Source organism: Variovorax sp. Soil_C_19 (genome assembly GCF_057657255.1).
On record NZ_JBDGIV010000001.1, the window covers coordinates 301,026 to 315,239 of the forward strand.

Sequence of the window (14,214 nt, forward strand, 5' to 3'; positions counted from 1 at the left end):
ACTAGGGGCCCTTGTGAACAAGACCGAACTCATTGAGCACATCGCAAAAAACGCCGACATCTCCAAGGCAGCCGCCACCCGCGCGCTGGAGTCCACCATCGGCGCCATTCGTACCACGCTCAAGAAAGGCGGCTCCGTGTCGCTGGTCGGTTTCGGCACTTTCGCGGTCGGCAAGAGGGCTGCGCGCACCGGCCGCAATCCGCGCACCGGCGACGCGATTAAAATCAAGGCCGCCAAGATTCCGAAGTTCCGTCCGGGCAAGGCGCTGAAAGACGCGCTGAACTAGGACGTACACTCGGAGCGTATTTCCGGTGGGGTGCTTAGCTCAGCTGGTAGAGCGGCGCCCTTACAAGGCGTAGGTCGGGGGTTCGAGCCCCTCAGCACCCACCACCCGATGCAAAGGCGAACACAGGTTCGCCTTTTTTATTGCCGTGCGACATCCGTCGAAGAGAGTGTTCAAGCATGTTTGATTTCTTCCGCAAGTACAACAAGATCGTCATGTTCGTCTTGTTCTTGCTGATCATTCCCTCGTTCGTCTTTCTCGGGGTCGATCAGTACCAGAGCTCGGGCGTCGACGAGAAGGTGGCACGCATTGACGGAAACTCCATCACGCGGCCCGAGTGGGACATGCAGCATCGCAACGAGATCGACCGCATCCGCCAGCAGTCGCCCAACGTGGACCCCGCACTGCTCGAGTCGGATGTGATGCGCTACGCCACACTGGAGCGCATGGTGCGCGACCGCGTGCTGGCCGCCGCGGCTGCCAAGTCGAACGTGAGCATCTCGGAAGAGCGGCTGACGCGGATCTTCGCGCAGGACACGGGCCTTGCGGCATTCCGCACGCCGGATGGCAAGTTCGACCGCGAAACCTTCCAGCGCGTCACCGGCCGCACGCCGGAGCAGTACGAAGCCTCGATGCGCGCGGAACTCGCCACGCAGCAAGTGCTGCTCGGCATCTCGGGAACGGCCTTTGCGCCGCCTGCGTTGACGGCCGCCACGATCGGCGCCTTCTATGACCAGCGCGAGATCCAGGTCGCGCGCTTCGCGCCCGACAGCTTCGCGTCGAAGGTGACGGTCAGCGACGCCGACATCGAAACCTACTACAAGGACCACGCGGCCCAGTTCCAGGCGCAGGAGCAGGCCAGCATCGAATACCTGGTGCTCGACATCGAGGCCGCGAAGAAGAACGTGTCGGTCAACGAAGCCGACCTCAAGACCTACTACGAGCAGAACAAGGAACGCTTCGGCACGAAGGAGGAGCGCCGTGCGAGCCACATCCTGATCACCGCACCCGCGAGCGCCTCGTCGGACGAGCGCGCCAAGGCAAAGGCCAAGGCGGAACAATTGCTGGCCGAAGTGAAGAAGGCACCTGCAAGCTTCGCCGACGTGGCGCGCAAGAATTCGCAGGACCCCGGCTCCGCGGAGAAGGGCGGTGACCTCGACTTCGTGACGCGCGGTGCCATGGTCAAGCCGTTCGAAGATGCGATGTTCGCGCTCAACAAGGGCGACATCAGCAACGTGGTCGAGACCGAGTTCGGCTACCACATCATCCGGCTCACCGACATCAAGCCCGGCGTGGTGCAGCCCTTCGAGCAGGTCCGCGCGACCATCGAGAACGAAGTGCGCGCGCAGCAGGCCACGCAGGAATTCGCCAAGGCGGCGGAAACCTTCACCGACACCGTGTACCAGCAACCCGACAGCCTGCAGCCGGCCGCCGAAAAGCTGAAGCTCACGGTCCAGACCGCCAGCAACGTGGCGCGCACGCCCGCACCCGGGGCCACCGGCGTGCTGGCCAACCGCAACTTCCTCAACGCGCTGTTTGCGGCCGATTCGCTGAGCCGCAAGCAGAACACCGAGGCCATCGAAGTCGGCGCGAACCAGCTCGCGTCGGGCCGCATCACCCAGTATTCGCCTGCGCAGCCGATGCCGCTGGCCGAGGTGAAGGACAAGATCCGCGCCCAACTCGTCAACGAGCGTGCCGCCGTCATGGCCAAGGCCGAGGGTGAAGCCAAGCTCGCGGCCTGGACCGCCAAGGCCGACGATGCAAGCTTCGGCAAGCCGGTCACCGTGTCGCGGCGCGATGCGCAGTCGCAGCCCCTCACGGTGATCGATGCCGCGCTGCGCGCGGACCCGGCCAAATTGCCCGCGCTCGTGGGCGTGGACCTGGGCACCCAGGGCTACGCCGTGCTGCGCGTCGCGAAGGTCGTTCCGCGCACGCCCTCGGCGCCCGAAGAGGCGCAGCAGGAGAACGCGCAGGTCGCGCAGTCGGTGGCTGCGGCGGAGAGCACCGCCTACTACAACATGCTCAAGGATCGCTTCAAGGCCGAGATCCTGGTGCCGAAGCCGGCGGACACTCTGTCGGCGACCGCGCGTTGACCTTCATCGCTTTGCGCGCGGTGTCGCGTGGGCGTCGCTGAGCGCAGGCGCCGTCGCCGGTGGGACAAGCGCGTCCTGCGGTTGTGGCCAGAATTCCGTGCATGGGAACCCTTTACCTCGTGCGCCATGGCCAAGCCAGCTTCGGCGCTGCCGACTACGACAACCTGAGCGAGCTCGGGCACCGGCAGTCGGTGCGCCTCGGTGAATACTGGCGCGAGCGCGGCATGCATTTCGACGCGGTGATCACCGGCACCCTGAAGCGTCATCGCCAGACCTGGGAAGGCATTGCCAAGGGCCTGGGGCTCGAGCGCGACGACGTGCTGCCCTGGCCCGGCCTCAACGAGTACGACAGCGAGGCGGTCATCGCGACCATCCACGAGGGCAAGCTCGAGAAGCCCGACACGCCCGAGATGTACCGGCACCATTTCCGGCTGCTGCGCAACGGTCTCGGCGCCTGGATGCAGGGCCGCACCCAGCCGGTGGGCATGCCGAGCTACATCGATTTCCTCGCGGGCGTGACGACGGCGCTCGATCATGTGCGCGACCGCCACCACGGTGCGCGGGTGCTGGTGGTGTCGAGCGGCGGACCGATCAGCACGGCCGTCGGCCATGTGCTCGGCACTTCACCCGAAGTGACGATCGAACTGAACCTGCGCATCCGCAACACCGCGGTCACGGAGTTCGCCTTCACGCCGAAGCGCCACATGCTCGTCACGTACAACACGCTGCCGCACCTCGATGCGCCCGCCTACGAAGACTGGGTGACCTACGCCTGAGGATGCGCGGGCGCAAGGAAACGCGGGCAGTTCAGGCCTGCCAGACGCCGTAGCCGATGCGGCGCAGTGCAATGCCGAGCTCGACCTCCATCGACCGGGCGTCGTCATAGCTCATGGGGTTGTAGCGTTCATACAGCGCGGGCAGCAGCCGCAGCCCGAACGCCTGCACGAAGCTGTTGGCCTGGATGCCGGCCTTGTGCTTGTCGAAACGGATGTCGGGGTCCAGGCCGGTCATGCCCACGTAGACGAAGGGCTTGCCGAGCTGGTAGTCGGGGTTGGCCCGCCTGAAGCGACCGTTGTTCCATACGCGGTCGTCGAGCTCGACCACGTAGACGTGATGCCCGGCCCTCGGCTTGCGCGGCATCTGTGGCGGGCGCGGCGCGCGTTCAGCGCTTGCGCTTCACCAGCCCGTAGAGCAGCAGCAGCACGATCGCGCCGACCACCGACGCGATGAAGCCCGCGCCCTCGCCGGCGGTGTACCAGCCCATGGCCTGGCCGACGTAGGTCATGATCAGCGAACCCGCAACCCCGATCAGCGTGGTGACGATGAAGCCAGCGGAATCGTCGCCCGGCTTGACGGCCCGTGCCACGAGACCCACGATGAAGCCGATCAGGATGGTCCAGACGATGCTCATGAAGAAACTCCTTTGGCGGTGGAAGGGGAGCAGAAAGCGGCGTGCACCGCGGTAAATTGCGGGCCGCACTCATGATAGCGGAGCCGTCAAGACGCGCTTGCTGCTGCGTCCTACAGGCCGGGACGGTGCGCGGGGCTATACCGTAGGCATGCTCGAAAAACTTCCCGAAGCCATCGGCCACGCGCTGCACGGCATGCGCGCCGGCCTGGACAAGATCGTCTTCAACTCGCTCGGCATGCGGCAGGGCATGGCGTCGATCGTGCTGGAGAGCGTCGCGTTCGTCGACCATGGTCCGATGGCCCCGCGTTACACCGCAGACGGCGAGGGCCTCTCGCCGCCGTTGCAGTGGACAGGCATTCCCGCTGGCGCGCTGTCGCTCGTTCTCGTGGTCGAAGACGCCGATTCCCCGACGCCCAATCCGCTGGTGCATGCAATCGTCGTGGGTTTGCCGCCCGGCGACGGAAAGCTCGACGAGGCGGCCATTCCGAGCCGCGAGAGCGACGGCGACGAGGGGCTGCATGTCGGGCGCAACTCCGGGCTGCAGGCCGCCTGGATGCCGCCCGATCCGCCCCCCGGGCATGGCGCGCACCGCTACGCGTTCCAGTTGTTCGCGCTCGACAGCACGCCGGAATTTTCAAGCACGCCGGGACGCGATGAGATCTTCGATGCGCTGCAGGCGCATGCGCTGGCCAGCGGCCTTCTGATCGGCACCTGCGAGCGGCCGGACGGCACGGCCAAGATCCCGCAGACCGCTCCGGCGGGGCCGCTTGCAGCGGGTTGAGCCGAATTTCAATCGGCTTCGCGGCACGCGGAGGCGGAAGGCGTGATTTTTCCCGCTATAATTGCGGGCTCTCCGGTGGCTGTAGCTCAGTTGGTAGAGTCCCAGATTGTGATTCTGGTCGTCGTGGGTTCGAGTCCCATCAGCCACCCCAAAACATCGTTCTGACTGCTATTGCGCAATAGCGTCCAGGAACCACGACGCCGGGCCCGCCCCGGCGTTGTCATTTGTGGCGCCCCGTCCTGGCGTCACTGCAGCTTCTCCATTCCTTCGATAAAGCACCAACCCGGTGCATGTGTTTTGTGCGATGCCGCATTTCGCGTGCCGTGGCCGCTTTTTGGCGTCGCCCTGCTTGTGCTAATTGTGAATTGAATTAAAATCCGCTCGTTTCCAATTTTCAGGAGTCCTGAATGGCTTCGACCCTTGCCGATATCAATTCCCAGATCAAGAAGTACGACGAGCAGATTGCGCAATTGCGCAAGCAGGCCGAAGACCTTCGCAACCAAGAACGCTCCGGCGTGATTGAAGACGTACGCAGGAAGGTCGCCGAATATGGTTTGACCGCTGCGGACCTGAAACTCAGCGCGCGCGGCGGTTCGATCAAGCGAAGCGCGGGTGTGCCTGCACCCAAGGCGGCGGCCAAATACCGCGGTCCGACAGGCGAAACCTGGTCGGGAGGCCGTGGCCGCAAGCCGCGCTGGGTGACCGAGGCATTGGCCGCTGGCAAGTCGCTGTCCGAGTTCGAGATCAAGTAAGCGTCTCGGCTGGCCGTCGGCCATTAAAAAAGCCCGCGCATGCGGGCTTTTTTAATGTCGGGTGGCGCCAGCCGTGCGAAGCGCTGCGGCCTCAGTTCACCATCACGAGTTTCCCCTTGACGCCACGCGAGCCCATGTGGGCATAGGCGGCTTTCAAATCCGCCATCGGCATGGTGCTGTCGATGACGGGCTTGATCTTGCCCTGGCCGTACCACTGCGCCAATTCGGCCATCATTTGTGCATTGGCCTTGGGCTCGCGCCGCGCGAAATCTCCCCAGAACACGCCGACGATGGACGCACCTTTCAGCAGCGTCAGATTCAATGGCAGCGAAGGAATCGGCCCCGCAGCGAAGCCGACCACCAAATAGCGTCCGCGCCAGCCAATGGAGCGAAATGCGGGCTCGGCGAAATCGCCGCCGACGGGATCGTAGATGACGTCCGGTCCCTTGCCGTCGGTTGCGGCCTTGATCGCGTCGCGAAAGCCGCCCGGCAGCGCGTGCGTGGTGTAGTTGATCGTCGCGTCGGCGCCAATGGAGCGGCAGAGTTCGCATTTCTCGTCGGTCGAAGCGGCGGCGATCACGCGTGCGCCCGCAGCCTTCGCGATCTGTATGGCCGCCGTGCCGACACCACCTGCAGCGCCGAGCACCAGCACGGTTTCACCGGCCTTGAGCTGGGCGCGGTCGATCAGTGCGTGCCACGAGGTTGCGTAGATCATGATGAAAGCCGCCGCATCGACGTGGCCGAAGCCTTCGGGCAGCGGCATGCAGAGCGCAGCCGGTGCCAGTGTGTGGGTCGCGAAGCCGCCCGTGCCCGACAGGCAGGCCACGTTCTGCCCGATCTTCAGGTGCGTGACGCCTTCGCCCACGGCCTGGACCACGCCGGCATATTCGGAGCCGGGCACGAAGGGCAGCGGCGGCTTGATCTGGTATTTGTTCTGGACGATCAGCAGATCGGGAAAATTGAGGCTGGCGGCCTTGATCTCGATCAGCACCTGTCCCGGCCCGGGCGTCGGCGTCGGCAGTTCTTTCCAGGTCAGCGCGTCGACGCCGGTGGGGTTTTCGCAAAGCCATGCGTGCATGCTCGGGTCTCCTTCTATGAATCGATCGGTCGTGTGTGGCAAGTGTTGCGCGACGATGATAGGGGGCGCCGCAGGACACCCTTGTCCCTGCTGCGACGCACCCGCCGCCTACAATCCGAACACCGAAAAGCACCATGAAGATACTCATTTCCAACGACGATGGTTTTCAGGCGCCGGGCATCGTCGCATTGCACGACGCGCTCAAGGACATCGCCGATGTCGAGGTGGTCGCGCCCGAACACAACAACAGCGCGAAGTCGAACGCGCTGACGCTCGCTGCGCCGCTCTACGTGCACAAGGCGCACAACGGCTTCCGGTACGTGACCGGCACGCCGGCCGATTGCGTCCACATCGCGCTCAAGGGTCTGCTCGGCTACCGGCCCGACCTCGTGGTCTCGGGCATCAACAATGGCGCCAACATGGGTGACGACACCATCTACTCGGGCACCGTGGGCGCCGCGATGGAAGCCTACCTGTTCGGCATTCCTGCCATCGCCTTCTCGCAGATCGAAAAGGGCTGGGCCCATGTCGATGCGGCCGCGCAGGTGGCGCGCCGCCTGGTGCAGCGGATCGAACACGAACGCATGGTGGAGCAGGGCGCGTTCCTGCTCAACGTGAACGTGCCGAATCGACCGCTGGACGAACTCAGGCCGATCAAGGTCTGCCGCCTTGGACGGCGCCATGCCGCGGAAAAAGTCATCACGCAGGAAAGCCCGCGCGGCGAAACCATGTACTGGATCGCGGGCGCCGGCGGTGCCAAGGACAGCGGTGAAGGCACCGACTTCCATGCCACGGCAGAGGGCCATGTCGCACTGACGCCGCTGCAGATCGACCTGACCGATCATGCCAACCTGGGGCAGTGGCGCGAGACCGTGGCCCGTCTGGGCCATTGAACATGGCCACGCAACGGCCTGGCTTCCCGGTTCGCCTGACACCCACCGCATCGGCCGCCACGCGCGGGCGCATGCCGGCCGTGCCCGCCCAACCTGTGGTGCCGAGCACGCCCTCGATGGCTTCCGACGCGGTGCGTGCGCGCATGGTGCAGAGGCTCGCCGCCCAGGGCGTTGCCGATGTGCGCGTGCTGCGCGCTCTCGGCGCAGTCGAGCGGCATCGTTTCGTCGACAGCGCGCTGATGAACCAGGCCTATGAAGACACGAGCCTGCCGATCGGGCTGGGACAGACGATCTCGAAGCCCAGCGTGGTCGCACGCATGATCGAGCTTCTGCTCGGCGCACCCGCGCTGGCCGGCAAGCCGCAGGACAAGCTCGGCCGCGTGCTCGAGATCGGCACCGGCTGCGGCTACCAGGCCGCCGTGCTGAACCACGTGGCCACCGAGGTGTACAGCATCGAGCGGCTGCGCGGACTGCACGAACGCGCGCGCGCGAACCTGCGGTACTTCCGACTCGCGACAGTGCATCTGATCTTGGGCGACGGCATGATCGGCTACCCCAAGGGCGCGCCGTACGCCGGCATCATCGCCGCGGCGGGTGGCGAAGCCGTGCCGCAGGCCTGGGTCGACCAGCTGGCGGTCGGCGGCCGCATCGTCGCACCCACGCAGTCGGCGAGCGGCGGACAGGCGCTCGTCGTCATCGACAAAACCGCCCGCGGACTCGAGCGACGCATTCTTGAGGCGGTTCACTTTGTCCCCCTAAAATCGGGCATCGCTTGAAGGAACAACAAATGCAGGGTTTTGGCAATCGGAGTTGGTGCGCTGGTGTCACGTTGGCCGTTGTGCTCGTGATCGCAGGGTGCGCCGCACCGCGCGGACCGGCGCCGGTCGAAGATCGAGGCACCATGTCGCGCGGGCCCGCTGCGGCACCCGGAGGCCCGCTCATCACCACCGATCCCTCGGGCAAGCCGCTGCCGGGCATCGAGAACTATGGCAAGCCGGGCTACTACGCCGTGCGGCCCGGCGACACGATCCGCCGCATCGCGAACGAGACCGGCCACACCTGGCAGAACATCGCGCGCTGGAACAACCTTGACAACCCCGACCTGATCGAAGTCGGCCAGGTGCTGCGCGTGGTTCCGCCGGTGGGACCGTCCACCACCATGGCCGCAGCGCCGGTGGAAGGCGTCGTGACCAAGCCCGTGCTGCCACCGTCGGCCATCGCGCCCACGGCACCTGCGAGCGCGGCGGTCGGCAAGCCGCCGGTGACGGCATCGCCCTCGACGCCGTCGGCCAGTTCCGGCGACGAGGACATCGGCTGGATCTGGCCGGCGCAGGGCACGCTCCTCGCCGGATTCGACGACGCGAAGAACAAGGGCTTCGACATCGGCGGCAAGGCCGGCGATGCGGTGCTCGCGGCGGCCGATGGCCGCGTGGTCTACGCCGGCGCGGGCCTGCGGGGCTACGGCAATCTGATCATCCTCAAGCACAACAACACCTACCTCACGGCGTATGCGCACAACCAGACGCTGCTCGTGAAGGAAGACCAGTCGGTACAAAAGGGCCAGAAGATCGCCGAGATGGGCAACAGCGACGCCGACCGCGTGAAGTTGCACTTCGAGATCCGCCGGCAGGGCAAGCCTGTCGATCCGGCGCGCTACCTGCCGCCGCGGTAACCGCAGACGCGGCCGCGCGCGCTTCTTTGCGCGCTCCGCGGATGGCCGTGCCTGCGGCTGAGACAATCGGGGGATGACGGAATCCACCGAAGAAAAGAAAGTCTCCACGAAACCCCCCGCAACCGCCGCCGGCGAATGGCTCGAGGTCGAATCTCTCGACCTCGATGCACAAGGTGTGGCGCACAACGCAGAAGGCATGGTCGTCTTCATCGAAGGCGCCCTGCCGTTCGAGGAGGTGCAGTTCAACGTGCACCGCCGCAAGAACAACTGGGAGCAGGGCACGGTCACGGCCATCCGGCGCGAGTCGTCGCAGCGAGTGCGTCCCGGCTGCCCGCACTTCGGGCTGCACACCGGTGCATGCGGAGGCTGCAAAATGCAGCATCTGGATGCGGCGGCGCAGGTCGCGGTGAAGCAGCGCGCCCTCGAAGACAACCTGTGGCACCTCGGCAAGGTCCGGCCCGAGAACGTGCTGCGGCCCATGGAAGGCCCTGCATGGCACTACCGCTACCGCGCCCGGCTCTCGGTGCGCCACGTGGTCAAGAAGGGCACGGTGCTCATCGGGTTCCACGAACGCAAGAGCCGCTACCTGGCCGATATGCAGGTGTGCCCGGTGCTGCCGAAGACCGTCAGCGCGATGCTGATGCCGCTGCGCGTACTGATCGCCTCGCTCGATGCGCGTGACACCTGTCCGCAGATCGAGCTCGCCTGCGGCGATGCGCCGGGCACCACCGTGCTCGGCACCATCGCGCTCGTACTTCGCCACCTGGAGCCGCTGTCCGGCGGCGACGTCGACCGGCTGAAGGCCTTTGCCGCCGAGCACGCCGGCATCCAGTGGTGGCTTCAAGCCAAGGGGCCGGACACGGTGAAGCTGCTCGAGGAGAACGCGGGCGAGCTGCTCTCGTACGAGCTGCCGGAGTTCGGCGTCACGATGCCGTTCAAGCCAACCGATTTCACCCAGGTCAATCCACACATCAACCGGGCGCTGGTCGGCAGGGCGCTCAGGCTTCTCGACGTGCGGCCCGACGAGCGCGTGATCGACTGGTTTTGCGGGCTCGGCAACTTCACGCTGCCGCTGGCCAGCCGCGCGCGCGAGGTGCTGGGCATCGAAGGCAGCGACACGCTGGTTGCGCGCGCGGGCGCCAACTTCAGCAGGAACCAGCCTGCCACCGCGGCGAGGCGCGCGCTGTCGCCGACCCGCTTCGTCGCACGCAATCTGTTCGAGATGACGCCGGCGATGCTGGTCGCCGACGGCCCTGCCGACAAGTGGCTGGTCGATCCGCCGCGCGAGGGCGCTTTCGCGCTGGCCAAGGCCATGGCCGACCTGCACCTGCAGCCCGAGCTGCGCACCGACGGCTGGACGCCGCCGAAGCGCATCGTCTACGTGAGCTGCAATCCGTCCACGCTGGCGCGCGACGCCGGGCTGCTCGTGCACCAGGCCGGCTACCGCTGCAGCTTCGCGGGCGTGGTGAACATGTTCCCGCACACGGCGCACGTGGAGTCGATCGCGGTCTTCGACCTCGCATGAAAAAAGGGCCCTTGCGGGCCCTTTTTGTCAGAGGCACGTTCTTCTTCAGTCGCGCTCGCCGCCGGCAAGGCCCAGCAGTGCCAGCAGGCTCTGGAACACATTGAACAGGTCGAGGTAGAGCGCGAGCGTGGCGCTGATGTAGTTGGTCTCGCCACCGTCCATGATCCGCTTCAGGTCATAGAGCATGAAGGCCGAGAAGATACCGATCGCGGCCACCGAGATGGCCATCATGCCGGCCGACGAGCCGACAAACACGTTGATGACCGAGCCCACCAGCAGCACCATCGCGCCGACGAAGAGCCACTTGCCCATGCCGGACAGATCGCGCTTGATCACCGTGGCGAGCGAAGCCATCACGAAGAACACGCCGGCCGTGCCGCCGAACGCCGTCATGACGAGGTCGGGGCCGTTCTTGAAGCCCAGCACGATCGCGATCAATCGCGACAGCATCAGGCCCATGAAGAAGGTGAAGGCCAGCAGCACCGGCACGCCGGCCGCGGAGTTCTTGGTCTTCTCGATGGCGAACATGAAACCGAAGGCGCCGCCGAGGAAGACGATCAGGCCGAGCCCGCCCGTCAGGGAGCGGGTGAGGCCCGTGCTCACGCCGATCCAGGCGCCCAGCACCGTGGGCAGCAGGCTCAGTGCGAGCAGCCAGTAAGTGTTGCGCAGGACGCGTTGGCGTTCAGCCTGCGGCAGCACCTGGCCGTAGCCGGCGGAATTGTCGAGGGTCGTTACGCGGTCGTTCATGGCCGTAGCTCCTATGGGTTACTGCAAACGCAGTTGGGCTCATTCTAGGGGGCTGCAAGAGGGCCCCCGAAAAGACCGTACGGGCGATGGTCCTAAGGCTGCCGGCGGCGCGGTGCGCATTGGCCGTTATGCTGTGGGGTTTTAAGCTACCCGACCTCATCATGAAGACCAAGTCCTTCCTCGAACTCGCAGACGTCAAGGCCATCGCGGCCGCCGCGGAAGCCGAAGCGCTCAAGAACAACTGGGCCGTGACCATCGCCATTTCGGACGATGCCGGCAACCTGCTCTGGCTGCAGCGCCTCGACGGCGCAGCGGCGCTTTCGTCGCACATCGCGCCGGCCAAGGCCCACACGGCCGCCATGGGGCGCCGCGAAAGCAAGGTCTACGAAGACATCATCAACGGTGGCCGCAGCGCCTTCCTCACCGCACCTGCGGTGCAGGGCCTGCTCGAAGGCGGCGTGCCGATCGTGAAGGACGGGGAAGTGATCGGCGCCGTCGGCGTGAGCGGCGTGAAGTCGAACGAGGACGCGCAGATCGCCAAGGCGGGCATCGCGGCCCTCGGCCTCTGACAACCTGGCGCCTAAGCAAAACGCCGACCCTTGGGTCGGCGTTTCTGTTTGGACATCAGCGTGAAAAAAAGCATGGCTAGTCGGCGAACCGATGGCTAGCAAAAAACGACCCTTCGGAGATGGAATCTCCTCGAGTCGCCCCACGATGAAACTTGCGCGAGGGGCGGGCTGAACCTGCTTACTTGGTCAGGATCAGCTTGCCGAGTTTGGTGGCCTGGAGCCGATAGAGGGAGCCGTTGTGCATGATGCCGACGGTCTTGCTGCCCTTGAGAAGCTGAGCACTCTCGACCGTGGGCGCGGGACGCGCCGCCTGAATGGACGCATGGCCGCCGCCCGATTGGTCGAGCGACGGGTGGCTCAGGACGGAAAAGGCGTTCGGTTTGGCTTGCATCTGAAATCCCCTTATCGAAGCGATGAGTGAATGATAATGATTCGCATTGATAAGTCAATCGCCGCGATCAATTTTTTTCTCATCGCCCGTGAACTAGTTTGCGTCGGGTTCGGTAATGAAGCCGATCTTCCGCACGCCGGCTTCGCGCGCCTGCGACATCGCCTTGGCAACGCGTTCGTAGCGCACTTCCTTGTCGCCGCGGATGTGGAGTTCGGGCTGCGGTTCCTTCAGCGCTTCGGCGGCAAGGCGGCCGGCCAGTTCGCTGTCGTCGATCTTCTGCTCGTTCCAGTGGTACGAGCCGTCGGCCGCGATGCTGAACAGGATGTTCTCCGGCTTCTGCTGCTCGGGCTCGCTGCTGGCGCGGGGCAGATCGATGTTGACCGCATGCTTCATCACGGGCACGGTGATGATGAAGATGATCAGGAGCACCAGCATGACGTCGACGAGCGGCGTCATGTTGATCTCGTTCATTACCTCGTCGGGTTCGTCCTGGGTTCCGAAAGCCATGGTGCTCAGCCCTTCTTCAGCGGAAGCACGACGGCGTCGCCGCTGCCGCTCTGCACGCGTGCACCGGTCACGAAGTAGGCGTGCAGGTCGTGGGCAAAGCTGTTGAGCTTGGTCAGCACGAACTTGTTGCCGCGCACCAGCGCGTTGTAGCCCAGCACGGCGGGAATCGCCACCGCGAGGCCGAGCGCCGTCATGATCAGCGCCTCGCCGATCGGGCCTGCCACCTTGTCGATGGTGGCCTGGCCGGCCGAGCCGATGCTCATGAGCGCGTGATAGATGCCCCACACCGTACCGAAGAGGCCGATGAACGGCGCCGTCGAACCGACCGAGGCCAGGATCGCGAGACCGGTCTGCAGGCGCGCCGTGAAGGCGTCGATGCCGTTGCGCAGCGAGCGCGTGATCCAGTCGCTCACGTCGAGTGCGTCATGCAGGTGGGCTTTGGTGTTGCGGTGGTGCGCAGCCGCCTCGCGGCCTTCGAGTGCCAGCGCGCGGAACGGGTTGCTGTCGTCGCCGCCGAGCTTGTTGAGCGCGGTCGCGAAATCCTCGCTGTGCCAGAAGTCCTGCGAATGCTTGGCGAGTCGCTTGTATTTGATGACGTCGAGGGCCTTGATGACGATCACGATCCATGACGCGAGCGACATGCCGATCAGCAGCACCGCGACGGCCTTGGTGACGAAATCGCCCTGGTTCCAGACGTTCATCAAGCCGAATTGGGAATCCATACGAAGTTGCTCCAGAGAAAGTTAGTTCAATTTGAATGAGAAGGGCGCCCGCAGCACATAGGTGGTCTGCGCGTTGCCGCCGGTTTGCCGGAAGGGCGTGACCTGCGCGGTGCGGGCTGCAGCGAGCGCCGCCTCGTCGAGCCGCTCGAAGCCGCTCGACTTGAAGAGTTCGACTCGCTTGGCGAGCCCTTCGCTATCGAAGAAGATGGAGACGACGGTGGTGCCCGATTCGCCCAGCCGCCTGCTCATGCTCGGGTAGACCAGCCGGGGCTCTCTCACGTAACGGGTCTGGCCCTGGGTGATCTCGATCGTCTGGGGTGCCGGCGGTGCGGGTGGCGGGGCCGGTGGCGCAGGCGGCGGTGGGGCTTCGACCACCGGCGCGGGCGCCGGCGGCGGCGGCTCGGGCACGCCGACCGGCGCGGCCGGTGCGGGAACCGGCTTGGGTTCGCGAATGGCCACCGGGCGCGGCGGCGGCTTCACGGCCTTGGGCTTGGGTGCGGGAGGTGGCGGAGGCGGGGGTGGTGGTGGCGGCGGTGCCGGCTTGGGCGGCTCGATGAACTGGCTCAGGATTTCGACCGGAACCACCACTTCGGCCGCCTTGCGCAGCAGGCCGCTTTGCAGCGCCCACAGCGCGGCCGCGTGAAACAGGATCACGCCCCCGGCAATGACGGCATTGCGCGAGAGGCCAAGAACGGAAGGAGGGGGGGCAAAGCGGTCAGACACGATCAACCAATTCGAATGCGGGCCTGCCTGACGCAGGCCCCGATTGCAGCAAAACCGCTACGACGAC

At 65.6% G+C, this 14,214-nt stretch carries 18 protein-coding genes and 2 tRNA genes; 12 read left to right on the forward strand and 8 right to left on the reverse strand.

Annotated features, from left to right (window positions below; genetic code table 11):
• The first annotated feature begins 13 nt into the window (after positions 1-13).
• From AC3A6R_RS01450 to AC3A6R_RS01465, 4 genes are all read left to right on the forward strand, one after another.
• On the forward strand, positions 14-286 hold the full coding sequence (locus AC3A6R_RS01450; RefSeq protein ID WP_007830705.1) for an HU family DNA-binding protein: 273 nt from the start codon (positions 14-16) through the stop codon (positions 284-286).
• Positions 287-314: 28 nt separating this feature from the next.
• Positions 315-390 (forward strand) — tRNA-Val (locus AC3A6R_RS01455).
• Between the two features lie 72 nt (positions 391-462).
• Entirely contained in the window at positions 463-2,376 is a 1,914-nt protein-coding gene (locus tag AC3A6R_RS01460; RefSeq protein ID WP_487863559.1) for a SurA N-terminal domain-containing protein, read from the forward strand.
• Between the two features lie 101 nt (positions 2,377-2,477).
• Positions 2,478-3,152 (forward strand): histidine phosphatase family protein, encoded by a 675-nt coding sequence (locus AC3A6R_RS01465; RefSeq protein WP_487863560.1) that lies wholly within the window; start codon positions 2,478-2,480, stop codon positions 3,150-3,152.
• Positions 3,153-3,183: 31 nt separating this feature from the next.
• On the opposite strand, the gene AC3A6R_RS01470 is transcribed toward AC3A6R_RS01465, so the two are convergent.
• Entirely contained in the window at positions 3,184-3,516 is a 333-nt protein-coding gene (locus AC3A6R_RS01470) for a hypothetical protein (RefSeq protein ID WP_487863561.1), read from the reverse strand.
• Between the two features lie 22 nt (positions 3,517-3,538).
• Complete coding sequence (locus AC3A6R_RS01475) at positions 3,539-3,787, reverse strand: GlsB/YeaQ/YmgE family stress response membrane protein (protein ID WP_487859948.1); 249 nt, start codon at positions 3,785-3,787, stop codon at positions 3,539-3,541.
• A 148-nt stretch (positions 3,788-3,935) separates the two neighbouring features.
• Between AC3A6R_RS01475 and AC3A6R_RS01480 the strand changes: the two genes are divergently transcribed.
• The 3 genes from AC3A6R_RS01480 (at position 3,936) to AC3A6R_RS01490 (ending at position 5,320) form a co-directional block, all read left to right on the forward strand.
• Entirely contained in the window at positions 3,936-4,568 is a 633-nt protein-coding gene (locus AC3A6R_RS01480) for a YbhB/YbcL family Raf kinase inhibitor-like protein (RefSeq protein ID WP_487863562.1), read from the forward strand.
• Positions 4,569-4,643: 75 nt separating this feature from the next.
• Positions 4,644-4,719 (forward strand) — tRNA-His (locus AC3A6R_RS01485).
• Between the two features lie 256 nt (positions 4,720-4,975).
• Entirely contained in the window at positions 4,976-5,320 is a 345-nt protein-coding gene (locus AC3A6R_RS01490; RefSeq protein ID WP_487859950.1) for an H-NS histone family protein, read from the forward strand.
• 91 nt (positions 5,321-5,411) lie between these two features.
• Here AC3A6R_RS01490 and AC3A6R_RS01495 read toward each other — a convergent pair whose 3' ends face one another.
• Positions 5,412-6,398 (reverse strand): NADPH:quinone oxidoreductase family protein, encoded by a 987-nt coding sequence (locus tag AC3A6R_RS01495; protein WP_487859951.1) that lies wholly within the window; start codon positions 6,396-6,398, stop codon positions 5,412-5,414.
• Positions 6,399-6,532: 134 nt separating this feature from the next.
• On the opposite strand from AC3A6R_RS01495, the gene surE reads away from it, so the two are divergent.
• The 4 genes from surE (at position 6,533) to rlmD (ending at position 10,488) form a co-directional block, all read left to right on the forward strand.
• The gene (gene surE / locus AC3A6R_RS01500; protein ID WP_487859952.1) at positions 6,533-7,291 is read left to right on the forward strand and encodes a 5'/3'-nucleotidase SurE; all 759 of its coding nucleotides are present in this window, start codon (positions 6,533-6,535) and stop codon (positions 7,289-7,291) included.
• A gap of 2 nt (positions 7,292-7,293) precedes the next feature.
• Complete coding sequence (locus AC3A6R_RS01505) at positions 7,294-8,067, forward strand: protein-L-isoaspartate(D-aspartate) O-methyltransferase (RefSeq protein ID WP_487859953.1); 774 nt, start codon at positions 7,294-7,296, stop codon at positions 8,065-8,067.
• An 11-nt stretch (positions 8,068-8,078) separates the two neighbouring features.
• Complete coding sequence (locus tag AC3A6R_RS01510; RefSeq protein WP_487859954.1) at positions 8,079-8,963, forward strand: peptidoglycan DD-metalloendopeptidase family protein; 885 nt, start codon at positions 8,079-8,081, stop codon at positions 8,961-8,963.
• A 73-nt stretch (positions 8,964-9,036) separates the two neighbouring features.
• On the forward strand, positions 9,037-10,488 hold the full coding sequence (gene rlmD, locus AC3A6R_RS01515) for a 23S rRNA (uracil(1939)-C(5))-methyltransferase RlmD (RefSeq protein ID WP_487863563.1): 1,452 nt from the start codon (positions 9,037-9,039) through the stop codon (positions 10,486-10,488).
• 45 nt (positions 10,489-10,533) lie between these two features.
• Here rlmD and AC3A6R_RS01520 read toward each other — a convergent pair whose 3' ends face one another.
• A complete protein-coding gene (locus AC3A6R_RS01520; RefSeq protein ID WP_487859956.1) occupies positions 10,534-11,235 on the reverse strand; it encodes a Bax inhibitor-1/YccA family protein in 702 nt (233 codons plus the stop codon).
• A gap of 161 nt (positions 11,236-11,396) precedes the next feature.
• Between AC3A6R_RS01520 and AC3A6R_RS01525 the strand changes: the two genes are divergently transcribed.
• Positions 11,397-11,804, forward strand: coding sequence for a GlcG/HbpS family heme-binding protein (locus AC3A6R_RS01525; protein WP_487859957.1), 408 nt, complete (start codon positions 11,397-11,399; stop codon positions 11,802-11,804).
• Positions 11,805-11,982: 178 nt separating this feature from the next.
• On the opposite strand, the gene hemP is transcribed toward AC3A6R_RS01525, so the two are convergent.
• From hemP to AC3A6R_RS01545, 4 genes are all read right to left on the reverse strand, one after another.
• Positions 11,983-12,195 carry a hemin uptake protein HemP gene (gene hemP / locus AC3A6R_RS01530; protein ID WP_487859958.1) on the reverse strand — a complete coding sequence of 71 codons (213 nt, stop codon included), beginning with the start codon at positions 12,193-12,195 and terminating at the stop codon, positions 11,983-11,985.
• Positions 12,196-12,288: 93 nt separating this feature from the next.
• The gene (locus AC3A6R_RS01535; RefSeq protein ID WP_487863564.1) at positions 12,289-12,702 is read right to left on the reverse strand and encodes an ExbD/TolR family protein; all 414 of its coding nucleotides are present in this window, start codon (positions 12,700-12,702) and stop codon (positions 12,289-12,291) included.
• Positions 12,703-12,707: 5 nt separating this feature from the next.
• Complete coding sequence (locus AC3A6R_RS01540; protein ID WP_487859960.1) at positions 12,708-13,424, reverse strand: MotA/TolQ/ExbB proton channel family protein; 717 nt, start codon at positions 13,422-13,424, stop codon at positions 12,708-12,710.
• Positions 13,425-13,445: 21 nt separating this feature from the next.
• Positions 13,446-14,153, reverse strand: coding sequence for a TonB family protein (locus tag AC3A6R_RS01545; protein WP_487863565.1), 708 nt, complete (start codon positions 14,151-14,153; stop codon positions 13,446-13,448).
• Between the last annotated feature and the right edge of the window lie 61 nt (positions 14,154-14,214).